The following is a 25,081-nucleotide window of genomic DNA, read 5'->3' as shown; positions in this document are numbered from 1 at the left end:
TCAGTCCCGTACCCTTTTGAGGATGTCGCTGTAGGCGTCAATGCGTCGATCTCTCAGATACGGCCAGATGCGCCGTATCGATTCGCTGCGGTTACGGTCGATGGTGGCGTGCAGGATCGATTCCGATTGGTCATCCGCTCTCGCCAGGAATTCCCCCTGGGGGCCACAGATAAAACTGTTGCCCCAAAAGCGAATGCCTTTGGACTGGCCGGATGGGTCGGGCTCGGTGCCAACCCGGTTTGGCGCAATCACCGGAAGGTTGTTGGCGACGGCGTGGCCCCGTTGTACGGTGACCCAGGCTTCCAGTTGCCGTGCCTGTTCTTCCGCTTCATCGGTGGTATCCCAGCCAATGGCGGTGGGGTAGATCAGCACCTCAGCGCCGGCGAGGGCCATCAATCGTGCCGCCTCTGGATACCACTGGTCCCAGCACACCAGGACACCGAGCTTGCCAATGGAGGTTTCAATCGGGGTGAACCCATTACGGCCATCATTGAAGCTGGCGTCGCCGGGGGTAAAGTAGAATTTTTCGTAGAATCCGGGATCATCCGGGATGTGCATCTTGCGATAGATGCCGGCAATGGAGCCGTCTCGCTCAAAGACCACCGCGGTGTTGTGATAGACGCCGTTCATACGCCGTTCAAAAATGGACCCAACCAGCACGATGCCGAGTTCGGCGGCAAGCGCCGAAAGATGGTTGCTGGACGGCCCTGGGATCGGCTCAGCCAGCTCAAACACCGAGGTGTCTTCGGTTTGGCAGAAGTACAGGGTGGCGTGCAGCTCCTGCAGCACGATCAGTTGTGCGCCTTCGGAGGTTGCCTGCCTGACCAGCTTTTCACTGGTCGCAAGGCTGGCAGCTTTGTCCGGGCTGGAGGTCTGCTGAATGGCTGCTACGTTCAGTGCGGAGCGACTCATGGGGTTACCACTCCTGCGGGCAGTTGCATGGTGACACAGTGCAGGCTGCCGTGTTGCTGGATCAATGGCCGGCAATTGATTGGAACGATCTCCCGCTCCGGGAACAGGCCCTGCATGATGGTAATGGCTTCGTCGTCCTGAGGCACGTCGTAAACAGGCAGTAGCACGGCGTCGTTGATAATCAGGAAGTTGGCATAGGTGGCCGGCAGGCGCTGCCCGTCATCGTCTACGATAGCATCGGGCCAGGGTAGTGGTGTCAGCTTGTAGGGAGAACCATCCGCCTGGTGGAAGTGCTGTAACTCTTCTTCCATGGCCGCCAGGGCACTGTAATGTTCATCGGCAACGTCCGGGCACGCCACATAGCAGATGTGGTCGGGAGCGCAGAACCGGGCCAGGGTATCGATGTGACTATCGGTGTCGTCGCCGGCCAGATAGCCATGGTTCAGCCATAAAACACGATCTGCCCCCAGGGTTTCGGACAGCAGGTCTTCTATGGCTGCACGATCCACGGTCGGGTTCCTGGTCGGGGTCAACATGCACTCGCTGGTGGTCAGGATGGTTCCCTGTCCATCGGATTCGATGGAGCCACCTTCCAGCACGAAATCCACTGGCATGATGGGGGTCGTCCCAAAAGCGCCGGCATTGTGGAGATGCTGATTCAGAGCGTTGTCTTTCTCCCAGGGGAACTTGCCACCCCAGGCGTTAAACCTGAAATCCAGTATTGCCATGCCGCTCTGTGTTTCCACCGAAATCGGGCCATGGTCTCTGGCCCAGGTATCGTTGGCAGGGGCCGGTACCGTTATGACGCGACCCGGTAGCCCTTCTTCGCTCGTATAGGCAGATAGCAGCTGGCCCAGTTCCTGCAGGCGGGCGACATGCTCACAGCTGATCACCAGATGCTCGTGTTCAAGCACTGCCTTGGCGATCGCCATAAACACGGGTTCCACTTCCTCGAGAATACTGAACCAGTCGGTACCGGCGTGCGGCCAGGTCAGCATGACCGCGCTTTGAGGAGCCCATTCGGCGGGCAACACACGTCTGGAAGTCAATTTATCGCCACCTATTGCAAAAAGTCGCCATTCTAACCAACGAACGACGTTGCGTCAGGATGTGCATGAAGGAAATTTGTTCAACTGTTTAGCGATCCCGTTTCAATACTGTATGGATAACGTGGTTGCCTTCGAAATAGACCACAAATCCATCGTAATGCCATTGTGATATGGGTGGATCGCCAACGGGGCCTCTTGTTTCACGAGGTGTCCCCCATGAGTCGCGGACACTGGCCTGGCTCATGCCGGTGCGGGGAAGATCCGCCTCCGACCGTTCAGCCTGTGATCCGACCGGTATTTTCACTTCATCGGCCGTGACTGGCGTCATGGGGGACAGGCCAAGGGTTGCCACCGTTACTACGGCGCCGAGCAGACGGGTTACAGGCTTTTTCATTGGTGTTGTACTCCCTGGAATCTTGATGCGCTGTTATACAGTAAGACATCTTAAGGACATGGATGAAACGTAATATCCGAAAAACGTTAGCAAAAGTCACACATTTTCTTCAGTTTACACGTTTTGACGTTGCCGGATTTGCCAGCGCATCACATGTCGGGCAATTTGTTGGCGGTCACCGTCGTGTATCTCGGTAAACTCGGTGTGAACCCAGGCGCCACCGCTTTCCTCGGGGACTGTGTGAAGTACCCGGGCGATGGCCCGGGGTTGAAACAGTTCGGGAGGCAGCGTCATCCTGACGGCCAGAATATCCCCTCCGGACCAGGCGTTCGTGGGACTGTGAAAAGCCAGTCCACCTTCGCTGAGCGTAACATCCTGCCAGTCCTCAGGTTGCAACGGATTTTGCTCAAAGGCCATAATGCGCGCCAGCGTATCCAGCTTCCCGTTCAGTGACTTGATCAGCGAGGTCAGCAGGCGGTCCCGCTCCGCGAGATTGGCCAGTTGAATCCGGACGTCCTGGTCCAGTCGTTTCAGCTCGGCGCGAAGGGCGTCCAGATGATCGCCATTGAAAGGATCGTATCCTTCTTTGGCGCTTTGCGGAACCTTGCGGATCTCCAGGCCAATGCGGTCCTCGATCCGGAAAAAGTCCCGGCGATCCGAAGCTGTCTCCGGTGGAGAGGAATCTGGAGAGGTGTTGGGTGTTCGTGACGGCATCACGGCTCCGTATACACAGCAATTTTTTGTTTATGTTGAAAAGTTTAGCAGTTTCCAGGCAGTCGTGTGTCCGGAAATCCGAATGACCCGAAGGTAGCAACAGGCACCTCCTCATGTTCAGACCTTTATCGTTATATGTTGGTTTGCGATACACCGCGGCAAAGCGGCGCAATCACTTTATTTCCTTTATCTCACTCACTTCGATGATCGGGTTGATGCTCGGCGTTGCGGTGTTGATTATCGTCCTCTCGGTGATGAACGGATTCGACCGTGAGTTGAAGCAGCGCATCCTCGGCATGGTTCCCCACGCGGTTATCCAGGGGGCCGATCAGCTTCGGGACTGGGAAACTGTCGACGCAAAGGTCGAAGAGCACCCCCGGGTGCTTGCCGCCGCTCCCTTCATTCAGGGCCAGGGCATGGTCACTGGTGGCGGTGATGTCAGGGGTGTGATGCTCAATGGTGTGTTGCCGGAGCAGGAGCGCAGTGTATCCATCATCGAGAATCATATGCTTGAAGGCAGTCTGGATGACCTGAAATCCGGTGAGTTTGGCATGATTATCGGTCGGCTGATGGCATCCAGTCTGAGGTTGCAGATCGGTGACAAGGTCACCGTTGTGCTGCCGGAGGCCTCCGTCACTCCGGCGGGAGTGTTGCCCAGGCTCAAGCGGTTTACGGTGAAGGGGATCTTCAGTGTCGGCGCTGAACTTGATGGAAACTACACGCTGATTCATATGGATGATGCGGCAAAACTGATGCGAACCGGCGGCCGGGCCCAGGGGGTAAGGTTGCTGGTGGATGATCTTTTCGCGGCACCGAAAGTGGCAGAACAGGCGGCCCGTGGACTGGATGGCCGGTACTATATTTCCGACTGGACCCGAACCCATGGCAACCTGTTCCAGGCTATTCGCATGGAAAAGACCATGATCGGGCTGCTGTTAATGTTTATCGTGGCGGTGGCCGCATTCAACATTGTATCGACGCTGGTCATGGTGGTAACCGACAAAACTGCGGATATCGCTATCTTGCGTACCATGGGGGCAACACCGGGGCGGATCATGCGGATCTTTATCATTCAGGGCGGCGTCATAGGTATTTTCGGCACTCTGGTTGGTACCGCACTTGGCGTTGTCGGGGCGTTGAATATCAGCGCCTTCATATCCTGGCTTGAGGCAGCCCTTGGTCATCAGTTCCTGAGTGCAGACGTGTACTTCATCAGTTATCTGCCATCGCAGTTGCAGTGGCAGGATGTGGCCATTATCAGTGGTGCCGGTCTGGCAATGAGCCTGCTGGCGACCATTTATCCCGCCTGGCGGGCATCACGAATCGATCCGGCGGAGGCCCTGCGTTATGAATGATGTGATTGACTGCCAGCAGGTAACTCGTACCTACAATGAAGGGCCGGAAAAGCTCACTATATTTTCCGATATTTCACTGCAGGTGGCGGCCGGCGAGACGGTCGCGATTGTGGGCAGTAGTGGCGCCGGGAAAACCACATTGCTGAACCTGCTCGGAGGGCTTGATCGACCGTCATCTGGTCACATTTCCATCTGTAATCAGGATATTCACCGCATGAGTGAGGCAGGTCGGGCACGGTTTCGTAACCGGCACCTGGGGTTCGTATACCAGTTCCATCACTTGCTGCCTGAATTCACCGCTCTCGAGAACGTAATGATGCCCTGTGCACTGGGTGGGATGAGCGTAAAGACCGCTGAGGAAAAAGCCAGTGCTGTGCTTGCCAAAGTGGGTCTGAGTGAACGGCTCAGTCATAAGCCGGGAGAGCTTTCGGGCGGTGAGCGCCAACGGGTGGCGATAGCCAGGGCGCTGGTGAACGAGCCGGAATGCGTCCTGATGGATGAGCCCACCGGGAATCTTGATGAGCATACTGGCGAGGGTGTACGGCAACTGATTGAATCCCTGCGGGACCAATTGGGAATCGCATTCGTGATGGTTACCCATGATATGAGCATGGCGCGGAGTCTAGGGCGGGTATTGCGTCTGGAGCAGGGGCGGCTGCTGGTCGAACAGGAAGCTGACAGCTAGTGCTTGCGGCGGCGGAGGAATCGCCGCTCCTGCCAGTCAGAGCGCACCTTGCGGCGCCACAGGTACTGAATTGACAGATACGCCACGCAAGCGGACAGGGTGCCGATAATCAGTGAGCCCAGGTACAGGGGGATGCCGATGTCCAGTATCCGTTCACTGATCCAGGACCAGGACAGCTGGAACTCGAAATTGAGTACCGGCCGATTCAGTATCCATGCGCCGATCTTGTAATTGAAGTAGAACATCGGCGGCATGGTTAGCGGATTGCTGATCCAGACCAGCACCACGGACAGGGGCAGGTTGGCATTGAACCAGATGGCAAAGAATGCGGCTGCCAGCATCTGGAATGGCATGGGAATAAAGCCCAGGAAAATGCCTACCAGGAAGGCGCGGGAAACGCTGTGACGGTTAATGTGCCATAAGTTGGGTTCATGAAGGATGTCGCCGAGAAATCGCAGCGACTCCATCGCTCTGACTCGATCAGGCGTTGGTAGGTATCGTTTCATGAACTTCTTTGGCATCTGGAAGTTCTGCCTGCTCAGAATGACAGCCCGGGACACGATGTCTTGCCGGAGCTTGGGAAAAATCAGGAGGACATGGATTGTCCGGAAGTCTTGTCGCTTTTGCCTGCGGCGTTATCTTACTTTATACCTTCCCGGTCGTGCCACCTCTGAAGTGGCTGATTGTTGCCCTGTTGTCAGTACTTTATGGGGCTTTTGCGTTGCGCTCGCGGCGGGTGCGCGCAGTTCCCCTGATTCTGGCCTGGTTGCTCGCCGGTGTGCTCTGGTCATCCTGGCATGCATCCGAGCGCCTGCAACATGTCTTCCCGACTGAACTGGAAGGTGTGGTGGTCGAAGTGTCGGGCTACCTGTGTGAAATTCCCACCAAAGGAAGTTTTAACAGCCTGAGGTTCAGTTTTTGTGTCACCCGGTGGCACCTTCCTGAAACGTTCACGGGAAAAGCCGTGCTGTTTCCAGGCAAGTTACGGCTGGCATGGTATGGCCGTGATGGGCAATCCCTGCCTGGACACCGGCTCAGGCTAAAGGTTTCGCTCAAACAACCGCACGGAGCAATCAATCCCGCCGGATTCCGTTACGAAACCTGGCTGTACCGCAAAGGCTTCCGGGCTACCGGAACCATCCGGGAAGTCGATTACGATGATTCGGTACCATGTAACCTGCATTGCGGCTATATGGCCTGGCGCCAACAATTGGCTGATGGTGTGAATGCCGCCATGAGCGGAGCCAGACACTACCCGCTGGTCTCTTCTTTGCTCATTGGGTATCGGGGGGAAATGACACCCGACCAGTGGGACGTTCTGAAGGCGACCGGCACCATCCACCTGGTGGCCATCTCCGGCCTGCATATTGGGTTGATTGCTCTTGGCGCGGGTGTTGTGGTCCGCAAGCTGCTTCTCTGGTTGCCAGGATCATTCCCCTCTCCGCGTCACGGGCGTTACCTGGTCTATGTGTCTGTTGCCCTGGCCAGCATCGCCTACAGTCTTGCCGCCGGCTTCACGGTTCCGACACGCCGGGCACTGGTAATGGTATTGGTTGCCGGCTGGGTGGTAGTTCATGGCCGCCAGGTGTCGCCCTGGCAGGGCCTTTTGCTGGCGCTGTTCCTGGTGCTTCTGGCAGATCCGTTTTCCCCGCTTGATCAGGGTTTCTGGTTATCCTTCGGAGCCGTCACGGTGCTGGTGTTGGTGTTTTCCCGCCGCTTGTCCTCACCGGGCTGGGTCGGGGCCCTGCTACTTGCTCAGGTGGCAGTGTTTGCCGGTCTATGGCCGGTGCTTGCTGCACTGGGGCAAGGGCAGCCTGTCTCGGGGCTGTTGGCCAATGTGTTCGCCATTCCCTGGGTGTCTGTCGTCGTCATGCCGGCCTTGATGGTCGGAGCTGCGCTGATATGGTTGCTGCCGCAGAGTCAGGGGTGGGTATTGGACTGTTTTGACCTGGTGCTCGGAGTCTTGTGGAGCGTGTTGGAATGGCTATCCTGCCTGGATTTGCCCAATGGCAATCCTGGTGTTGCCGCAACACTGGGGGTTGCTGTGGTGGCCACGCTTGCCCTTATTGTCCCATCGCTGCGGATTCGTCTGATGGTCACCCTGGTAATGTTGCCCTGGTTGTTGGTATCCCTGCTTGTGGAGCAGGATGATAACCTTTGGGTGGACACCCCGGAGGTCTGGGTGTGGGATGTTGGCCAGGGATTGTCGCTGCTTGTACGTCACCAGGATCAGGTATTGCTGTACGATACCGGGCCGTCTATTCCCGACGTTTTTTCCGCTGTTGAGTCAGTTCTCATTCCAAATTTATCGGATCTGGGTGTAGGCCTCATCAATACGTTGGTGATCAGCCATGGCGACAGCGACCATGCCGGGGGATTGCCCCTGTTGTTTGCTACGTTGCCGGTGTCGGAGCTGATCGTCGGGGAGCCGGGGCGCACAGTTGAGCGCTTGGGTGAGGGCGGGCCGGTGCCCGAACTTTGTCGCCCGGGGCTGGTCCGTCACATCGGGCAGCTGACCGTGGGTTTTTGGCGCAATCCTGGAGCGACGACAGCCACGGATTCAAACGATACGTCCTGCGTGGTGACAGTCACCAGCCCGGACGGATTCATCCAGATAGTGTTGCCCGGAGATATCTCGAAACAGGTGGAATCCCGCATGCCGGATCAGCCCCTGTTTTCCGATTGGGCATCACCAGGTACTTACCGGGTTGTCCTGGCGCCTCATCACGGCAGCAAAACCTCATCTTCCCGTTCTTGGGTCGAGTGGCTCGATCCTGACCTGGTGATATACAGCGCAGGGTATCGGCATCGTTTCGGGCATCCGCACCCGTCGGTCGTTGAGCGCTACGTGAGGGTAGGCAGTATGCAGCTGAATTCCGCCTATTCCGGTGCAATCCGGTTGGTGATGGGCAAAAAAGGTCTCGGGGTGGAGGAACAACGGCAGTCAGCACCGTTCTGGATTCGGCGGCCTGTAACGGATTGGTGGGCTTTGTAAAATACCGTGACACAACGGGTGTGGCCTGCGGCGGCAGCTATGCTAAAGTAGCGCGGCTTGTTAACAATCAGGGAGACCAAGCGTGTTCGAGCTGTTGAAAGCCGGTGGCATTCTGATGGTGCCAATTGTAGCCTGTTCCATCCTGGCACTTGCCATAATCCTTGAACGTTTCTGGACGTTGCGGCCCTCAAGGGTGGCACCCGCCCAGACCATTAACGAACTCTGGCGCTGGATCAAGAAAAAAGAGCTGAATGGCCGTAAGCTGAAGGCGCTGCAGGGGTCGTCTCCCCTTGGCCGGATTCTCGCTGGCGGGCTGATGAATGCCAAACATGGCCGCGAGATCATGAAGGAAAGCATTGAGCATGAGGCCAGCCAGGTTATCCATGATCTCGAACGTTTCCTGAATCCCCTCGGTACTGTAGCCACCATTACGCCATTGCTCGGTCTTCTGGGCACAGTGATCGGGATGATCAAGGTATTTGCCGAGATTCAGTTGGCCGGAGTCGGCAACGCTGGCAATCTGGCTGGCGGCATATCAGAGGCGTTGATTACCACCGCGGCAGGGTTGAGTGTTGCCATTCCGGCGTTGATTGGCCACCGATATTTCATTCGTCGCGTTGATGAACTGGTGGTAGGCATGGAGCAGGAAGCAATCAAGCTGGTGGAAGTGGTCCATGGTGACCGTGAAATCGACGTGGAAGGAGCCTGAACGCCGTGAAGTTCAAGCGCCAGAGAAGCCAGGAGGTCGGAGTAGACCTGACACCATTGATTGACGTGGTGTTCCTGCTGCTGATCTTCTTTATGGTCTCCACGACCTTCACCCGTGAGAGCCACCTTGAGGTGGAACTGCCACAGGCGAGCGCGGAAGCACGTGCAGAGACTGAGGTGCGGGAGATTGATGTGGTGATCAACGCCGAGGGACAGTACATTCTCAACGACCGAACCCTGGTCAATAATCGCCGGGAGACCCTGGAGCGGGCCGTGCGGGAACTCTCGGAAGGTGATAGCTCGTTGCCCTATGTGATCACGGCAGATGCCCGGACACCTCATGAGTTTGTGGTCAGGGCCATGGATGTGGCCGGTCGTCTGGGATTCGCAAAACTGAGCATCACCACTGAGCGGGAGGCTGACGGGCAGTGAATGATTCTGCTAAGGCTGACGTCAGCGAGTCGCAAGGCGTCTCCAATTGGGCAACCTATAAACGCCTGCTGGCCTACGTTAAACCATTCTGGCTGGCATTCTCGCTGGCGGTTCTTGGTAACGTGATCTACGCCGCTGCCTCCACTGGTATGGCGGCGGCTATGGAGTACGTTATTGAGGCCATTGAGAACCCCACGGAACAGAACCGCATCCTGCTTACGCTGCTAATAGTTGGTGTATTTGCTTTCCGGGGTGTAGGTACGTTCCTGAGCCAGTACTTCATCAGTTACGTCGGGCGTCAGGTTATTAATGCGTTGAGGAACCAGGTCTTCGACCGGCTGATGAGCCTGCCCTCCCGTTACTTCGATGACAATGCCTCCGGGCGCCTGGTCTCCAAGCTCACCTTTAACGTTGAGCAGGTCGCGGAGGCAACCACCAATGCGGTGACAATCACCCTGCGTGAAGGCCTGACCATACTTGGCCTGCTCGGTTTCATGCTCTACACCAACTGGAAGCTGACCGTGGTGTTCCTGGCCGTGGGGCCCATTATCGGGTTAGTGGTCAACTACGCCAGTAAACGATTCCGCAGGATCAGTAAACGGATACAGGGCTCGATGGGGGATATTACCCACGTAGCGTCTGAATCCATCTCCGGGTATCGCGTGGTTCGAACCTTTGGTGGTGAGGATTACGAGCGTGAGCGATTCCGGGATGTCAGTGAGCGTAACCTGAAACAGAGCCTGAAGATGGCTTCTACCCAGGCCATAAGCGTGCCAGTTATCCAGGTGCTGGTGGCACTGGCCATTGCTGCTCTGGTCTGGACCATGCTGGCGCCGGAAATTCGCGGCGAAATGAGCACCGGTGAGTTGATCGCCTTCATCACTGCCGCCACCACCATGGCCAAGCCGATTCGTCAGGTAACGTCCGTGCACGCGAAAATCCAGAAGGGTGTTGCTGCTGCCCATGATGTGTTCGGTACCATGGACGAAGAGCCCGAGCACGATGGTGGCACCTACAGTCCGACACGGGTGAACGGCGATATTACATTTGATGATGTGTCCTTCCGTTACCGGGATCAACTGGATGACGTGCTGACCGGTATCTCAGTGGATATCCCGGCGGGCCAGAGCGTGGCGCTGGTTGGTCGGTCTGGTAGTGGCAAATCCACCATGGTCAGCCTGTTGCCCCGTTTCTATGAATACACCGGGGGAGACATCCGCATAGACGGCCATTCTCTCAAAGAGTTCACCCTCCAGGCGTTGCGTGCGCAAATTGCGCTGGTTACCCAGAATGTGGTGCTGTTCAACGATACCATTGCCTCTAACATTGCCTACGGAGCACTGCGTCATTGCAGCCGCGAGGAAATTCGGGAGGCTGCCGCCAAGGCTCATGCACTGGAGTTCATCGACCGGATGCCCGGCGGGCTGGATACCATGATAGGGGATAACGGTGTCATGCTCTCCGGCGGACAGCGACAGCGCCTGGCCATTGCCCGGGCGCTGCTTAAGAATGCGCCGATCCTGATACTGGATGAGGCAACATCGGCACTGGATACCGAATCCGAGCGGCACATCCAGGAGGCACTGGAAACGGTGATGCAGGGCAGGACCACGTTGGTTATTGCACACCGTCTGTCGACTATCGAGAAGGCCGATCGCATCCTGGTGATGGACGGCGGCCAGATCGTCGAGTCCGGCCGGCATGATGAGCTTCTGGCCGCTGACGGTGCCTACGCCCAGTTACATCAGATGCAGTTCAGCGAGCAGGCATGACCACGCTGACAGACAGGCTCTGGTACAGCCATGGCCGGCCTTTGTGGCCGTTGTACCCGTTAGCCTGGTTGTATCGGATAGTAGCCGAAGGGCGGCGTCGGAAAGCCTGGCAGGTAAAAGACGAGCCCCTGCCAGTACCTGTTGTTGTGGTTGGGAATATTACCGCCGGTGGAACGGGTAAATCCCCGCTGACGGCCTGGCTTGTGAGCTTGTTGAAAGAGCAGGGTTGGCGACCGGTGATCCTGAGCCGGGGATATGGCGGTCGTTCCAATGAATACCCCCTGCAGGTTGGCCCCGGTACTGGCGCTGAAGTGGCTGGCGATGAGCCGGTGATGCTGGCACAGGAAACCGGTTGCCCTGTGGTGGTTGACCCCCAGAGAAAGCGCGGTGCCTTGTGGGCACTTGAACATCAGCTTGGCGACGTGCTGATTTGTGACGACGGATTGCAGCATTACCGGTTGCCCCGGGATATCGAACTGGCGGTATTCGATGCCGAGAGAGGCATCGGGAATGGGGCGGGCATTCCCGTTGGTCCCTTGCGCGAACCTCTGGACAGGCTCTCAGGCGTGGATTTCGTGGTGACCAATGGCGGCACTCTGGAAGAGCTGGAGCATCCTGCCCAGTTTGCAATGACCCTCGAACCTGCAGAATTACGCAACCTGAAAACCGGTAAAACGGCTTCCCTCGACTGTCTTCGTGAAAAACATGTACATGCTGTTGCGGGTATCGGTAATCCAGGGCGTTTTTTCGCTACACTGGAAGCACTCGGAGCCCGGGTTTCTGCGACAGCCTTCGCGGACCACCACAAGTTTCGTGCCGCGGATCTTCAGGTAGGTGACGGTGACTGGCTGCTGATGACGGCCAAGGATGCCGTGAAATGTCGCGAATTTGCTCCGGACAATGCCTGGGTGCTGTCGGTACAGGCAAAATTACCAGAGACCTTTGCTAAGGCATTTCTGGCCCGTGTGCAGGAGTGCAAGGATTATTTAACAATTAATGAACCTGTGAGAGCGCATAATGGATAAGAAATTGCTGGCCATGCTGGCGTGCCCTGTCTGTAAAGGGGACCTGAAACTGAACCGGGAAAAAACCGAGCTGATCTGCTACCAGGATGCCATGGCGTTTCCAATCCGCGAGGGCATTCCGGTCATGCTGGCAACGGAAGCCCGTACCTTGTCCACTGACGAGCGCCTCGATAAACGCTGATAGGTGAGTTCCATGTCTTTTACGGTGGTGATTCCTGCCCGTTACGCCTCCACGCGCCTACCCGGAAAGCCATTGGCAGATATAGCCGGGAAGCCGATGATCCAGCATGTCTATGAACGTGCCGGGGAGAGCAGTGCCAGTCGTGTGGTTATAGCCACTGATGACAAACGAATTGAAACAGCTTGCCGTGCATTTGGCGCGGAAGTGGTCATGACCTCGCCCGACCATGTCAGTGGTACGGACCGGTTGGAGGAAGTGGCCCGCAAGCTGGAGTTTGCCCCGGATGACAGGGTGGTCAATGTCCAGGGCGACGAGCCACTGATCCCACCCTCCCTGATCGATCAGGTGGCCGCCAACCTGAAGCGTTTTCCCGATGCCGCCATCGCCACTCTGTGCGAAAAAATCACGGATGTAGCCAGCGTGTTCAACCCGAATGTGGTGAAAGTGGTGTCTGATCATCTCGGCATGGCTCATTACTTCAGCCGCGCGCCCATACCCTGGGCGAGGGATACCTGGACTAATGGGGACTGGTCGTTGTGGACCGCGGCAATTCCGGACGAAGTAGACTACTACCGTCACATTGGCATCTATGGCTACCGTGTACGTTTGTTGACGGATTTTGTCCGCTGGGCACCCGCGCCTACCGAGATGACGGAATCCCTGGAACAGCTGAGGGCGCTGTATAACGGAGCTCGCATTCACGTAGAAGAGGCCAGAGAGACCCCACCTGCTGGTGTCGATACGGAAGCCGACCTCGAACGGCTGAGGCAGTGGATGGAAACCGAGGCACGGGGCGTATGACTATGAGAAAACCCGTGAGCGTTCTTTTTGTCTGTCTTGGCAATATCTGTCGGTCTCCCAGTGCCGAGGGTGTGTTTCGCCGCGCTGTCCGCGAGGCGGGCCTGGACGAGATGATAGAGATCGACTCCTGTGGTACAGGAGACTGGCATATCGGCAAGGCGCCAGACGATCGCGCCCAGCAAAAAGCCCGTCAGAGGGGAATCGATATTTCCGGTCTCATTGCGCGACAGTTCCGCGCCAGTGATCTGGAATGTTTCGATTACATTCTGGTGATGGATCGGCAGAACCTTGCGGACGTTCGGGAGTTCTGGCGACAGAATGGCGGTACGGAGCCCGAGCTGTTCCTGAGTTATGGCCGTAGTGAACTCGAGGAAGTTCCTGATCCCTATTACGGTGGAGACAAGGGTTTCGAAACCGTGCTGGATCTTATTGAAGACGCCAGCGAGGGTCTCCTGGATGCGATACGGAGGCGCCAGGCTTGAGCTTTCCACCAGAGCTTGATGAGCATGTCAGCCTGACGGCGATGAACACTATGTCCATCCCGGCCAGCGCGCGTTGGTTTGCGGAAGTGACCTCCGACCAGGATCTTCAGGCCCTGCTTGAGGTCGCAGCGCAGAGAAACCTGGCCACCTTGATTCTGGGAGGTGGTAGTAACCTGATCTTTGCCGGTGATTTCGAAGGGCTGGTGTTGCACATGTCCATAACCGGGCGTCGCTGGGAAGAGATCGAAGGGGATTCGGCTGTCCTGGTGTTGGGGGCGGGGGAGAACTGGCATGAGTCCGTACTCTACGCAGCTTCTGCGGGCTACCGTGGTATCGAAAACCTGGCGCTGATTCCCGGGACGGCAGGGGCGGCCCCCGTACAGAATATAGGCGCCTATGGTGTGGAGTTGAAAGATACCCTGGTGAGCGTCACGGCCTTCGACCGTAAAACAGGCGAATGGGTAGTCCTGGCCAACGAAGAGTGCGGATTCGGGTATCGGGACAGCCTGTTCAAGCACCAGCCCGGACGGTACGTTATTACGGAGTTGCGCCTACGCTTGTGCCGATCCAGGGAACTGTCTCTGGGGTATGCGGATCTGGCCAATTACTTCGACGGAGCCGACACCTCAGCCCTGACGCCGCTGGATGTCGCCCAGGCGGTCATGGCAGTACGTCGTCGTAAGCTTCCGGAGCCCCAGAAGATTCCCAACGCTGGCAGCTTTTTCAAGAACCCGGTGGTGGACCTGAAAGTCTGGGACGAGCTCAGGTTGGCATACCCGGACATGCCCGGGTATCCGGGCGAACGGACTGCCAAGCTGGCGGCGGCCTGGCTCATTGATCGGTGCGGTTGGAAGGGGTTCCGTAACGATCGCGTTGGCGTCCACAATCGCCAGGCGCTGGTGCTCATCAATCATTCGGGCGGCAGCGGGTCGGATGTGCTTGCGCTGGCGGAGCGCATCCGACAGGACGTCATGGCGAAGTTCGGGATAGCACTGGAAATGGAGCCCGGTGTTATCCCGCCGGACGGTGCATTGAGGGTGTGACCCCAATGCACCTGTCTGGTACCTGTGTCAGAGCCCTTTTCGGGGCGAGGCGTTAATCAGGAAAGGCAGGGCTTCATCCAGGGTGACGTCCTGTTTGTCGGCGTCACGACGACCCTTGTATTCCAGGGTGCCAGCCTCGATGCCGCGGTCAGACACCACAAAACGGTGGGGAATACCGATCAGCTCCATATCGGCGAACTTGACTCCGGGACGCTCTTTCCGGTCGTCCAGCAGGACGTCAAAACCGGCCTGACGGAGCTGATCGTAAAGTTTCTCTCCGGCTTCCGCTACTGCTGGCGATTTGTGGGCGTTCAGCGTGACCACGGCAACTTCGAACGGGGCAATGGCGTCGGGCCAGATAATGCCCTTGTCGTCGTGGTTCTGCTCGATGGAGGCAGCCACAATCCGGGAAACGCCGATGCCATAGCAACCCATCTCCAGAATCACGCTTTTGCCATTCTCATCCAGCACCGTGGCATTCATTGCTGTGCTGTATTTGTTGCCCAGCTTGAAAATGTGGCCCACTTCGATGCCGCGACGGATTTCCAGGGTGCCCTTGCCGTCCGGGCTGGCGTCTCCTTCGACCACATTACGGAGGTCCTCGATACGGCCGAGCTCCGCATCACGGCCCCAGTTAACGCCAGTCAGATGGAAGCCTTCTTTGTTGGCGCCACAGACGAAGTCCGCCAGGTGCGCTGCACTCCGGTCAACGATCACAGGTACTGGCAGTTTTACTGGGCCGATGGACCCCGCCTTGCATCCCGTTGCTTTCTCGATTTCTTCATCGGTGGCCATGGTCAAAGGCGAGGCGATACCAGGCAGATTTTCGGCCTTGATCTCGTTCAGGGTGTGATCACCACGGAGTATCAGGGCCACCACGCCGGAGTCGCCGTTGTCGTCTTCTTCAGCTTTGACCAGCAGGGTTTTCACGGTGCGGGTAGCGTCAATACCAAGGAATTCTGCAAGGGCGTCGATCGTACGCTGATCCGGTGTTGATACTTCTTTCAGCTCTTCCGATGGTGCAGGGCGATCACCAGCGGGTGCAACCGCTTCGGCTTTCTCGATGTTTGCGGCGTAGTCACTATCGCTGCTGAATACAATGTCGTCTTCGCCGGATGACGCCAGTACATGAAATTCGTGCGAAGCGCTGCCGCCGATGGCACCGGAGTCAGCCTGAACCGGACGGTAGTCGAGACCGAGACGATCAAAAATAGCGCAATAGGTGCGGTGCATGACCTGGTAGGTTTCGTTCAGGGATTCTGCGTTCAGATGGAAGGAGTAGGCATCCTTCATGATGAATTCCCGGGCGCGCATGACGCCGAAACGCGGACGACGCTCGTCACGGAATTTGGTCTGAATCTGGTAAAAGTTGGAGGGCAGCTCTTTGTAGCTCTTCAGCTCGTTACGAATCACGTCCGTAATGACCTCTTCATGGGTCGGACCGAAACAGAAATCGCGACCGTGGCGATCATTCATCCTCAGCAGTTCGCCGCCGTATTGTTCCCAACGACCGGATTCCTGCCAGAGTTCTGCCGGTTGTACTGCTGGCATTAACACTTCCTGGGCACCACTCTTGTCCATTTCCTCCCGCACGATGCGCTCAACTTTGCGCAGGGTACGCAGACCCATCGGCAGCCAGGTGTAAAGGCCCGAGGCAAGTTTACGGATCATACCGGCCCGGAGCATCAACTGGTGACTGATAACTTCGGCATCCGCGGGTGTTTCTTTCTGGGTAGCAATCAGGAAACGGCTTGCTCGCATTGTGTCTTCCGTATGAGGTTGTGAAGGTTCTTAGACTAATGGACAGGCCCGATATGGCACGTCCGGACCTTTATTTGTCGTAAAGTGATGGTTATTGTACGGAGCCTGTCACACAAGGTACAGATCGAGTGGCTATATGACCGCAGACAACACAGAAGCACCCGTTAGTGTCACCCCGCGCCGGAAACCGGTTCAGGCCCGCAGCCGTGAGCGCGTGAACACCATCCTTGAACATGCTGCTGCCATCTTCCACGAGGTCGGTGTGGATAGTACCAGCATGTCAGCCATTGCGCGGCAATCCGATATGTCGCTGGCCTCCCTGTACCGTTATTTTCCCAACAAGGTCGCTATCGTAAAAGCGATTGCAGAACGCCATGTTGAAAGCATGGAAACCGCATTGCGGGAGCGGTTGGGTGAGGTCAGCATGGTGGATGCTGTCGATGTATTGATTGATCTTTTTTATGAGTTTTACAGGACAGAACCGGCTTACTCGGCGATCTGGAGTGGCGTCGAGGCCATGCCGGAATTGCGCGAGCTGGATCTCCGGGAACTCTACAATAACGCCAAGGATCTGGACGCCCGCTTGAGTGAAGAATACCCTCACGTTCCCGATGACCGACGCTGGAATGCCTGCCTGATGGTGCCCCGGTCCGCCGGGTCTGTTTTGAGACTGGCGGCGACATTGCCAGAGGATGAGGCACGACGCCTGGTTTCCGAACTCAAATGTATGGTGAGAGCCTATTTGCGGGAACTCATTTGTGAAAAATGACCTCGTATCAGGATAAATAGCCAAGGGGCAGCGCCGTGCTGTCGATCACCCGGCGCAGAACAAAGCTGGAATGGACGCCACTGACCCCCTGAATGCGGGTAATGCGATTGAGAAGAAAGTGGTGGTAGTGATCCATATCCGGCACCACAACCTTCAGCATATAGTCCGCATCTTGGCCGGTGATCAGATAGCACTCCTGAACTTCCGGATATTCCGCCACTTGCTCCTCGAATGCTGCAAAACGTTCAGGCGTGTGGCGATCCATGCCGATCAGTATTATGGCGGTCAGTGATAACCCCAGCTTTTTATGGTCCAGGATGGTCACCTTCCGCACGATCACGCCAGCGTCCTCCATGGCTCTGACCCGTCGCAGACAGGGGGAGGGGGATAATCCTACTTTGTCTGCGAGTTCCTGGTTGGTAAGAGAGCCGTCCTGCTGCAACTGTTCCAGTATCCGGCGATCGGTTTTGTCGATTTTGATGAGGTTTTCCGATGTTGTTGGCACAATATTGCGTCCTTTGTATTTGTATGGGCAGAAAACACCAAAATACTAGATTAAAGATGAAAAATAGCAATCATTTGTCCCGGAATTCCGGTTATTCTGTCCACCATACATAGATTGTCCCTGAGAAGCGCAAGGAATAGACGTCATGGCATTTGATCATCGCAAGTATGTTGCTTTTACGCCGGTTGCCAAGAAAGATCGTCGCTGGCCGGATCGTGTGATTGAAAAAGCGCCGACCTGGTGTGCGGTGGACCTTCGTGATGGTAACCAGGCGCTGGTCAAGCCCATGTCTGTTGCCCAGAAGCAACGGCTGTTCGATTTGCTGGTAAAACTGGGCTTCAAGGAAATTGAAATCGGTTTCCCGGCCGCAAGTCAGCCGGATTTTGATTTTTGCCGCAAGTTGATTGAGGAGGATCGCATTCCAGCGGATGTGAAAATCCAGGTACTGACCCAGGCGCGCCCGGAGCTCATTGAGCGTACCTACGAAGCATTGCAGGGCGCGAAGCAGGCGATCGTCCATGTTTACAACTCCACCTCCACTGTTCAGCGTGAGCAGGTCTTCGGTCTCGACCGCGATGGTATTCGGGATATCGCGGTTAACGGCGCCCGCCTGGTCAAGGAAATTGCTGCGCGCCACCCTGAAACGGAATGGAGCTTCCAGTACTCCCCGGAGAGCTTCACCGGAACCGAACTGGAATTTGCTGCTGAAGTGATCGATGCCGTAAACGACGTATGGCGTCCAGACCAGGGCCAGCCGGTTATCATCAATTTGCCGGCTACTGTGGAGATGGCGACACCGAACGTATTTGCCGACCAGATTGAGTGGATTTGCGATCAGGTCCGCTACCGTGAGCATATCAGTATCAGTGTTCATACCCACAATGACCGTGGGTGTGCGGTTGCGGCCGCGGAGTTGGCGGTTATGGCCGGCGCTGATCGGGTGGAAGGTACCCTGATGGGGAATGGCGAGCGCACCGGGAATATGGATCTGGTCACTATGGCTATGAACCTTTATTCCCAGGGGATCGATCCGACACTGGATTTGTCCTGTATGGCCGAGATTACCGAGGTGGTTGAGGCCTGTACCGGACTCTCGACCCACCCACGTCATCCCTATGCGGGTGAGTTGGTCTTCACGGCTTTCTCCGGCAGTCATCAGGATGCCATTCGCAAGTGTCTCTCCAGGCGCAAGGACGGAGATGTCTGGAATGTTGCCTACCTGCCCATCGATCCCCGGGATCTTGGCCGCCGGTACGAAGAGGTGGTTCGTATCAACAGCCAGTCCGGTAAAGGGGGCGTGGCCTACGTGTTGGAGCGTGATTACAAGATTACTCTGCCACGCTGGTTGCAGATCGAATTCAGTAAAGTGGTACAGAGTGAGGCGGAGGTCAACGGCGGCGAAATTGATTCCCTGACCATTCATCGCCTGTTTGAAGAGCGATACCTGAAAGTCCACGAGGCATGGGCGTTAACGTCATACGATCTGCACCGCGACGAGGACGGTGTGATGGCCCTGGTCAGTATGGGGCAGAGCGATCACCAGATTCGTCTGGAAGGTCGTGGTCTCGGCGCTGTAGAAGCGGTGTCCGCTGCCCTCGAAGATCGGTACGGAGTGAAAATTGCCGTTGAGGCTTACGATGAGTTTGCTTTGGGTGAGGGCACCAATGCCAATGCATTGGCCTGTATCCGTCTGACTGCCAACGGAGCCCATTGCAGTGCCGCGGCACTGGCGGAGGATACGACGTCTGCGACTCTTCAGGCCCTGTTCTCGGCGGTTGCTCAGGTCGTCGATGCATCGGCGAACACTGACGCAGTGGTGGTGTCCATGGAATCTGCCGGAGCCTGAACAGGTTCCAGGCAATAAAAAGCCGGCACACGCCGGCTTTTTAAACTGCTTGGTCATTGCCATTGCCCGTGAGGGGCAAGGCGGTCGCGTAACCTCAGACCGGGGTTACGTTTTCCGCCTGAGGACCTTTCGGACCCTGTGTTACGGTGAACTGCACCTGCTGACCTTCGGTCAGGGTGCGGAAACCGCTGGCATTGATTGCACTGTAGTGAACGAACACGTCACTGCCACCATCCTGAGCGATGAAGCCAAAGCCCTTGGACTCGTTAAACCACTTCACGTGGCCGGTTTTTGTATCAGACATTGATCTTTCCTGTATTCCTGAAATTTTGCCCTCACGGGACCTTCGGTTTTTCTGGAGTTAAACCGATGCTGAGAAATCCGAGCGTACTGAGGAAGGGACAACGAAGAGCACTGCGGCAGGACGTTGGAGCACTTTCACCAAATACCGCTGTATTTTCACAGCAATTTCAGTATAGACCGACTTTCGGGGTCGTCAACGCTTTTTGATGACTTTTATTCAGGTTTTTAAGGCAGAAAAAACAACGGCTTGTCACGAAATCGTCACTGAATATCCCGGCCTATACAGGGCCTGGATATTCAGTCGGTTGCCGCTGGTGTTGGTTCAGTTCCGGAAATGTTGTCGGATTTCCTCCAGAATTGCCGGGTCATCAATGGTACTCGGAACCGAGTAGTCTTCGCCGTCCGCTATCTGACGGATAACCCGTCGGAGTATTTTTCCGGAACGGGTTTTCGGCAGACGCTCAACAACCATGGCGCGCCGGAAGCAGGCGATGGCTCCAATTTTTTCGCGCACCATATCCACCAACTCCTCCTCCAGCTCATCGTGGTCAATGGTCGCCCCATCTTTGATGAGAACCAGGCCCACGGGGATCTGACCTTTCATTTCATCCTGGGCGCCAACCACACAACACTCGGCGATGGCAGGGTGGGAGGCGACTACTTCCTCCATTTCCCCGGTTGACAGGCGATGGCCAGCGACGTTAATGACGTCATCGGTCCGGCCCATGACAAACACGTAGCCATCATCATCAATGAAGCCGCCGTCTCCCGAGCTGTAGAAGCCTTTGATTGGGTCGAGATAGGTTTTGCGGAAGCGCTCGTCGTCGCCCCAAACAGTCATCATGCAGCCGGGGGGCAATGGGAGTTTGACGGCGATCTGTCCCTGCTCTTCCGCTGGCACCTGGTTGCCCTCCATGTCCACCACCTGGACATTGAAGCCGGGGGAAGGAACCGTGGCGGAGCCGGGTTTGGTGGCCATCATCTCGATGCCGACCGGGTTGCAGCAAATGGCCCAGCCGGTTTCGGTCTGCCACCAGTGATCCAGTACTGGCAAGCCGGTCTGTTCCCGCAGCCACTCGTAGGTCGCAGGGTCCAGGCGTTCGCCAGCCAGGAACAGCCTTTTCAGGGAGCTGATATCGTATCGCGTGAGGTGGTCTGCTTCCGGGTCTTCCTTGCGCACAGCGCGGAAGGCCGTTGGCGCAGTAAACAGCATGTTGACTTTATGGTCCTGAACCACGCGCCAGAACGCCCCCGCATCCGGAGTCTTGACCGGTTTGCCCTCGTAAAGAATGGTAGTGCAGCCGGCGAACAGGGGGGCATAGACGATGTAGCTGTGCCCAACGACCCAGCCCACGTCTGATGCGGCCCAGTAAACATCGCCGGGTTTGGCGTCGTAAACCAGTTTCATGCTATAGCGGAGTGCGACTGCGTGGCCGCCGTTGTCTCTCACCACACCCTTGGGTTTGCCTGTGGTGCCTGAAGTGTAAAGGATGTAGAGCGGATCTGTGGATTTGACCGGGACCGGTTCTACCGGCCGCGCGTTGGTTGTCAGTTCTGACCAGTCATAATCCCGTCCTTCCTGCAGCTGTGCGGTTACCTGGGGGCGTTGATACAGAATGCAGAATTCCGGTTTATGGCTGGCCTGATCGATGGCTTTGTCCACCAACGGTTTGTATTCGATGACTTTCGTTACTTCAATGCCGCAAGAGGCGGTAATGATAGCTTTGGGTTGGGCGTCATCAATGCGTACCGCCAGTTCGTGGGCAGCAAACCCACCGAATACCACGGAGTGTATGGCCCCGATTCGGGCGCAACCAAGCATCGCGACAACCGCTTCCGGAATCATCGGCATGTAAATGATAACGCGGTCACCCTTGGAAATTCCCCGGTCTCTCAGTGCCCCGGCGAACTTGGCGACTTCGGCGGTCAGCTCGTTATAGGTGTAGGATTTCTGAGAGTTGGTTACGGGCGAATCGTAGATGAGGGCAGTCTGATCTCCGCGGCCTGCACGGATGTTGGCGTCAAGCGCGACATCGCAGGAGTTGAGCTCGCCATCGGGAAACCACTCGCCATGGCCATTGTCGGTTGCCTGCCAGATGGTGTCGGGCGATTTGAACCAGTCAATATTCGCTGCCTGTTCTCGCCAGAACTCGTCAGGCCTGTCGATCGAGCGCCTGAATTCAGAGTTGTAGTCCATTCCATCTACCTCATGATCCTGTTGTTGTTTTAGTGATGTTAACGACAACTGTAGGCGCTTTGATGGGAAGGACTACTAGACCATAGGCTTAGTCGGGCTGTTCCTTGGAGGGGTGAACCTCTGTGACGGTGGCGGTGAGATCTCCCTTGGCGAGGCGTGTATTGATGACGTCGCCGGTAGCGACTTCGTTGGCATCCCGGATAATGGCGCCATCGCTCTCCCGTCGGGTAATGGCGTAGCCCCTTCCAAGTGTGGCCAGTGGGCTGACCACATGCAGTGTCTGGCTGGTATGGCTGAGCCTGTCGTGGTTGCGATCCAGGCGCAGTCGAATAGCCTTGTCCCGTCTGTCCTTGAGGCGCTGCAGGCTATCCTGGGCGAGGTCCAGCTGGCGCCCGGGGGATTGCGTCAGCAGCCGTTGCTTCAAATGATCTGCACGCAGGCTGCGCTGCTCCAGAGCGTTTGTTATGGCTTTACCCAGGCGCATATCGAGCTCATCCATGCGCTGGGCCTTATCCATAAGTTCGCGTCGTGGATCTCTGAGCCGTGCTGCCAGGTGCAGCATCTGTGTTTCCATACGCTGCAGGGTTCGTCGCACGGCATTGGCAAGGCGGATCGCTTTCTCGTCTACCTGTCTTACCCATTCCCTCTGGTCCGGGGAGATTTTCTCCGCTGCGGCGGATGGCGTAGGAGCCCTGAGATCGGCAACGAAATCCGCGATGGTCACGTCGACCTCGTGGCCAACCGCGCTGACTGTCGGGATGCTGCAACTGGCGATGGCCCGGGCGACGGCCTCTTCATTGAAGCACCACAGATCTTCAAGGGAACCACCACCGCGACCGATAACAAGTACGTCGGCCACCCCATGGGATTGAGCCCGCTCAATGGCGCGGACAATGTCAGCAGTGGCCGCCTTGCCCTGGACGGCTGTGGGATAAAGGGTCACCGGTATCGCTGGGCATCGACGTGCCAGCACGGTCAGGATGTCGTGGATCGCAGCACCGGTTGGTGAGGTAACCACGCCAATGTGGTGAGGGATCGGGGGCAGTGTTTTCTTGCGGGCAACGTCGAACAGCCCCTCAAGTTGCAGCTTTCTCTTGAGCTCCTCGAACGCCTGCTGGAGCGCCCCCAGACCGGCGGGTTCAAGGTGTTCGACGATAATCTGGAAGTCACCCCGGTTTTCATACAGTGTGACTTTGCCACGAATTCTTATCTGGTCACCTTCCTTGGGCAACTCACGGATGCGCTGATTGAAACCTCTGAACATTGCGCACCGGACCTGGCACTTGCGATCCTTCAGAGAAAAATACCAGTGGCCGGACGACGGGCGTGAAAATCCGGACAGTTCACCTTCCACCCAAACTTGCATGAAGCTGGTTTCCAGCAGGTGTTTGGCCTGGTGATTCAGTTCGCTGACACTCAATGCCCGGGGACGGGAATCCTGAACGGGGGTATTCAACGTGTGACTCCCTGTTTAAACATACGCAATAGCCGAAAAATTGAAGGGCAAAAATAGCGGAATTTCAAAAAGATGCAATCCAAGGTTCAAATAACGCCGGTTTACTGTCCACCCGAGCCCATTTATAATAGGTCGATTAAGGTTTTTGCTTTGCCGCGCCATGCCGGGCGTAGCATGTGAAATCCCAACTTAGCATGTTCAAAAGGCGGATCCCAATGCTGCGAATTGCCGAAGAAGCCCTCACATTTGACGATGTTCTGCTGATCCCAGGATTTTCGGAAGTTCTTCCCCACGAGGTCAGCCTGAAGACTCAGTTGACCAAAGGCATTACCCTTAACGTTCCATTGGTGTCGTCAGCAATGGATACGGTGACCGAGGCCGAGTTAGCCATCGCCATGGCACAGGAAGGTGGTATCGGCATCATGCACAAAAACATGACCGTCGAGCAACAGGCAGCTGCCGTTCGCAAGGTCAAGAAGTTTGAAAGTGGTGTGGTGAAAGACCCGATTACCGTAAGCCCGAATAACACCGTTCGTGAGCTGGTGGACATCACCATGGCCAACAACATCTCCGGTTTACCGGTGGTGGATGGCCGTGATCTGGTGGGTATTGTGACTGGCCGTGATATTCGTTTTGAGAGCCGCATGGACACGCCGGTGTCGGATATCATGACGCCGAAGGACAAGCTTGTTACCGTCAAGGAAGGGGCCAGCCTTGATGATGTTAAAGAATTGCTGCACCGCCATCGCATCGAAAAGGTGCTGGTGGTGAATGATGATTTCGAGCTCAAGGGCCTGATTACCGTCAAGGACATCCAGAAAGCCAAGGATTACCCATTGGCTTGCAAGGACGAGCAGGGGCGCCTGCGCGTAGGAGCTGCTGTCAGTACGGGTGGTGATACCGAGGCACGCATCACGGCACTGGCGGAAGCTGGCGTGGATGTGATTGTGGTCGATACTGCACACGGCCACTCCAAAGGCGTGATTGATCGTGTGAGCTGGGTCAAGGAGAACTTCCCCGAGGTTCAGGTGATCGGTGGCAACATCGCCACTGCGGAAGCTGCCATTGCGCTGGCGGACGCGGGGGCGGACGCAGTAAAAGTGGGCATTGGTCCCGGCTCCATCTGCACGACGCGTATCGTTGCTGGCATTGGCGTTCCGCAGATCTCCGCGGTGTCCAACGTCGCTGCTGCCTTGAAGGAGCGTGGTGTCCCACTGATTGCAGATGGCGGCGTCCGTTTCTCTGGTGATATTGCCAAGGCGATTGCCGCGGGTGCGCACAGTGTCATGATTGGTAGCCTGCTGGCGGGGACCGATGAGGCTCCGGGAGAAGTCGAGCTGTTCCAGGGGCGTAGTTACAAGGCATACCGGGGTATGGGATCCCTAGGCGCCATGGGGCAGGGTTCCAGTGACCGTTATTTCCAGGATGCCAGCAAGGGCATTGAGAAACTGGTGCCGGAGGGCATCGAAGGCCGGGTTGCCTGTAAGGGTCCCATGCGCAATATCGTGCATCAGCTTATGGGTGGCTTGCGGGCGTCAATGGGGTACACCGGCAGTGCCACTATGGAAGACATGCGCACCCGTCCGCAGTTTGTTCGCATCACCAACGCGGGTATGCGTGAGAGCCACGTCCATGACGTGACCATTACCAAGGAAGCACCCAACTACCGTGTTGGTTAATCACGCCTTTCCGGGCG

24 protein-coding genes are annotated in these 25,081 nt (G+C 56.7%); 14 read left to right on the top strand and 10 right to left on the bottom strand.

All coding sequences use genetic code 11. The annotated features are described in order from the left end of the window. From MARLIPOL_RS09045 to MARLIPOL_RS09030, 4 genes are all read right to left on the bottom strand, one after another. Complete coding sequence (locus tag MARLIPOL_RS09045) at positions 1–912, bottom strand: carbon-nitrogen hydrolase (protein WP_012137753.1); 912 nt, start codon at positions 910–912, stop codon at positions 1–3. Continuing rightward, positions 909–1,961 carry an agmatine deiminase family protein gene (locus MARLIPOL_RS09040; RefSeq protein ID WP_082446113.1) on the bottom strand — a complete coding sequence of 351 codons (1,053 nt, stop codon included), beginning with the start codon at positions 1,959–1,961 and terminating at the stop codon, positions 909–911. The genes MARLIPOL_RS09045 and MARLIPOL_RS09040 overlap by 4 nt, the downstream gene beginning before the upstream one ends. 88 nt (positions 1,962–2,049) lie before the next feature. After that, positions 2,050–2,355: a hypothetical protein gene (locus MARLIPOL_RS09035; protein ID WP_012137751.1), complete on the bottom strand. Its 306-nt coding sequence runs from the start codon at positions 2,353–2,355 to the stop codon at positions 2,050–2,052. 114 nt (positions 2,356–2,469) lie between these two features. Beyond that, positions 2,470–3,069, bottom strand: coding sequence for a PilZ domain-containing protein (locus tag MARLIPOL_RS09030; RefSeq protein ID WP_012137750.1), 600 nt, complete (start codon positions 3,067–3,069; stop codon positions 2,470–2,472). 113 nt (positions 3,070–3,182) lie between these two features. Here MARLIPOL_RS09030 and MARLIPOL_RS09025 point away from each other — a divergent pair, with 113 nt between their 5' ends. Together MARLIPOL_RS09025 and MARLIPOL_RS09020 are read left to right on the top strand one after the other, a co-directional pair. Then, on the top strand, positions 3,183–4,424 hold the full coding sequence (locus tag MARLIPOL_RS09025) for a lipoprotein-releasing ABC transporter permease subunit (RefSeq protein WP_036191003.1): 1,242 nt from the start codon (positions 3,183–3,185) through the stop codon (positions 4,422–4,424). After that, positions 4,417–5,109: an ABC transporter ATP-binding protein gene (locus MARLIPOL_RS09020; protein ID WP_012137748.1), complete on the top strand. Its 693-nt coding sequence runs from the start codon at positions 4,417–4,419 to the stop codon at positions 5,107–5,109. The genes MARLIPOL_RS09025 and MARLIPOL_RS09020 overlap by 8 nt, the downstream gene beginning before the upstream one ends. Here the strand turns inward: MARLIPOL_RS09020 and MARLIPOL_RS09015 are convergent. Next, complete coding sequence (locus MARLIPOL_RS09015) at positions 5,106–5,630, bottom strand: DUF2062 domain-containing protein (protein WP_036191152.1); 525 nt, start codon at positions 5,628–5,630, stop codon at positions 5,106–5,108. The two genes, MARLIPOL_RS09020 and MARLIPOL_RS09015, sit on opposite strands and share 4 nt — an antisense overlap. 80 nt (positions 5,631–5,710) lie before the next feature. Between MARLIPOL_RS09015 and MARLIPOL_RS09010 the strand changes: the two genes are divergently transcribed. The 9 genes from MARLIPOL_RS09010 (at position 5,711) to murB (ending at position 14,548) form a co-directional block, all read left to right on the top strand. Next, positions 5,711–8,104 carry a DNA internalization-related competence protein ComEC/Rec2 gene (locus MARLIPOL_RS09010; RefSeq protein WP_012137746.1) on the top strand — a complete coding sequence of 798 codons (2,394 nt, stop codon included), beginning with the start codon at positions 5,711–5,713 and terminating at the stop codon, positions 8,102–8,104. Between the two features lie 82 nt (positions 8,105–8,186). Beyond that, complete coding sequence (locus tag MARLIPOL_RS09005) at positions 8,187–8,813, top strand: MotA/TolQ/ExbB proton channel family protein (protein ID WP_012137745.1); 627 nt, start codon at positions 8,187–8,189, stop codon at positions 8,811–8,813. 5 nt (positions 8,814–8,818) lie between these two features. After that, positions 8,819–9,244 carry an ExbD/TolR family protein gene (locus MARLIPOL_RS09000; RefSeq protein WP_012137744.1) on the top strand — a complete coding sequence of 142 codons (426 nt, stop codon included), beginning with the start codon at positions 8,819–8,821 and terminating at the stop codon, positions 9,242–9,244. Beyond that, positions 9,241–11,016, top strand: coding sequence for a lipid A export permease/ATP-binding protein MsbA (gene msbA / locus MARLIPOL_RS08995; RefSeq protein WP_012137743.1), 1,776 nt, complete (start codon positions 9,241–9,243; stop codon positions 11,014–11,016). Before MARLIPOL_RS09000 ends, msbA begins: the two co-directional genes overlap by 4 nt. Next, the gene (lpxK, locus tag MARLIPOL_RS08990; RefSeq protein ID WP_012137742.1) at positions 11,013–12,041 is read left to right on the top strand and encodes a tetraacyldisaccharide 4'-kinase; all 1,029 of its coding nucleotides are present in this window, start codon (positions 11,013–11,015) and stop codon (positions 12,039–12,041) included. Before msbA ends, lpxK begins: the two co-directional genes overlap by 4 nt. Then, a complete protein-coding gene (locus tag MARLIPOL_RS08985) occupies positions 12,034–12,222 on the top strand; it encodes a Trm112 family protein (protein WP_012137741.1) in 189 nt (62 codons plus the stop codon). The genes lpxK and MARLIPOL_RS08985 overlap by 8 nt, the downstream gene beginning before the upstream one ends. 12 nt (positions 12,223–12,234) lie before the next feature. Further along, complete coding sequence (gene kdsB, locus MARLIPOL_RS08980; RefSeq protein ID WP_036191001.1) at positions 12,235–13,023, top strand: 3-deoxy-manno-octulosonate cytidylyltransferase; 789 nt, start codon at positions 12,235–12,237, stop codon at positions 13,021–13,023. 2 nt (positions 13,024–13,025) lie between these two features. Then, positions 13,026–13,505, top strand: coding sequence for a low molecular weight protein-tyrosine-phosphatase (locus MARLIPOL_RS08975; RefSeq protein ID WP_036190999.1), 480 nt, complete (start codon positions 13,026–13,028; stop codon positions 13,503–13,505). Further along, on the top strand, positions 13,502–14,548 hold the full coding sequence (gene murB, locus MARLIPOL_RS08970) for a UDP-N-acetylmuramate dehydrogenase (protein ID WP_012137738.1): 1,047 nt from the start codon (positions 13,502–13,504) through the stop codon (positions 14,546–14,548). Before MARLIPOL_RS08975 ends, murB begins: the two co-directional genes overlap by 4 nt. A 27-nt stretch (positions 14,549–14,575) precedes the next feature. Here murB and MARLIPOL_RS08965 read toward each other — a convergent pair whose 3' ends face one another. Beyond that, complete coding sequence (locus MARLIPOL_RS08965) at positions 14,576–16,309, bottom strand: proline--tRNA ligase (RefSeq protein ID WP_012137737.1); 1,734 nt, start codon at positions 16,307–16,309, stop codon at positions 14,576–14,578. A 136-nt stretch (positions 16,310–16,445) separates the two neighbouring features. On the opposite strand from MARLIPOL_RS08965, the gene MARLIPOL_RS08960 reads away from it, so the two are divergent. Beyond that, positions 16,446–17,078: a TetR/AcrR family transcriptional regulator gene (locus MARLIPOL_RS08960; RefSeq protein ID WP_012137736.1), complete on the top strand. Its 633-nt coding sequence runs from the start codon at positions 16,446–16,448 to the stop codon at positions 17,076–17,078. A gap of 7 nt (positions 17,079–17,085) precedes the next feature. On the opposite strand, the gene MARLIPOL_RS08955 is transcribed toward MARLIPOL_RS08960, so the two are convergent. Further along, positions 17,086–17,583 carry an Lrp/AsnC family transcriptional regulator gene (locus tag MARLIPOL_RS08955; protein ID WP_012137735.1) on the bottom strand — a complete coding sequence of 166 codons (498 nt, stop codon included), beginning with the start codon at positions 17,581–17,583 and terminating at the stop codon, positions 17,086–17,088. Positions 17,584–17,728: 145 nt separating this feature from the next. On the opposite strand from MARLIPOL_RS08955, the gene leuA reads away from it, so the two are divergent. Continuing rightward, positions 17,729–19,429: a 2-isopropylmalate synthase gene (gene leuA / locus MARLIPOL_RS08950; protein ID WP_012137734.1), complete on the top strand. Its 1,701-nt coding sequence runs from the start codon at positions 17,729–17,731 to the stop codon at positions 19,427–19,429. Positions 19,430–19,523: 94 nt separating this feature from the next. Here the strand turns inward: leuA and MARLIPOL_RS08945 are convergent, their stop codons facing one another. From MARLIPOL_RS08945 to xseA, 3 genes are all read right to left on the bottom strand, one after another. Beyond that, on the bottom strand, positions 19,524–19,733 hold the full coding sequence (locus MARLIPOL_RS08945; protein WP_008169155.1) for a cold-shock protein: 210 nt from the start codon (positions 19,731–19,733) through the stop codon (positions 19,524–19,526). A 321-nt stretch (positions 19,734–20,054) separates the two neighbouring features. Next, complete coding sequence (locus MARLIPOL_RS08940; RefSeq protein ID WP_082446111.1) at positions 20,055–21,977, bottom strand: propionyl-CoA synthetase; 1,923 nt, start codon at positions 21,975–21,977, stop codon at positions 20,055–20,057. Between the two features lie 40 nt (positions 21,978–22,017). After that, positions 22,018–23,385 (bottom strand): exodeoxyribonuclease VII large subunit, encoded by a 1,368-nt coding sequence (gene xseA, locus MARLIPOL_RS08935; RefSeq protein ID WP_012137732.1) that lies wholly within the window; start codon positions 23,383–23,385, stop codon positions 22,018–22,020. Positions 23,386–23,600: 215 nt separating this feature from the next. Here xseA and guaB point away from each other — a divergent pair, with 215 nt between their 5' ends. Next, complete coding sequence (guaB, locus tag MARLIPOL_RS08930; protein WP_012137731.1) at positions 23,601–25,064, top strand: IMP dehydrogenase; 1,464 nt, start codon at positions 23,601–23,603, stop codon at positions 25,062–25,064. Positions 25,065–25,081 lie beyond the last annotated feature (17 nt).

Origin of the sequence: Marinobacter lipolyticus SM19, from assembly GCF_000397065.2 — a bacterium.
Lineage (GTDB): Bacteria > Pseudomonadota > Gammaproteobacteria > Pseudomonadales > Oleiphilaceae > Marinobacter > Marinobacter lipolyticus.
Note: the sequence above shows the minus strand (reverse complement) of the source record. Positions and strands in the feature narration are given on the sequence as shown.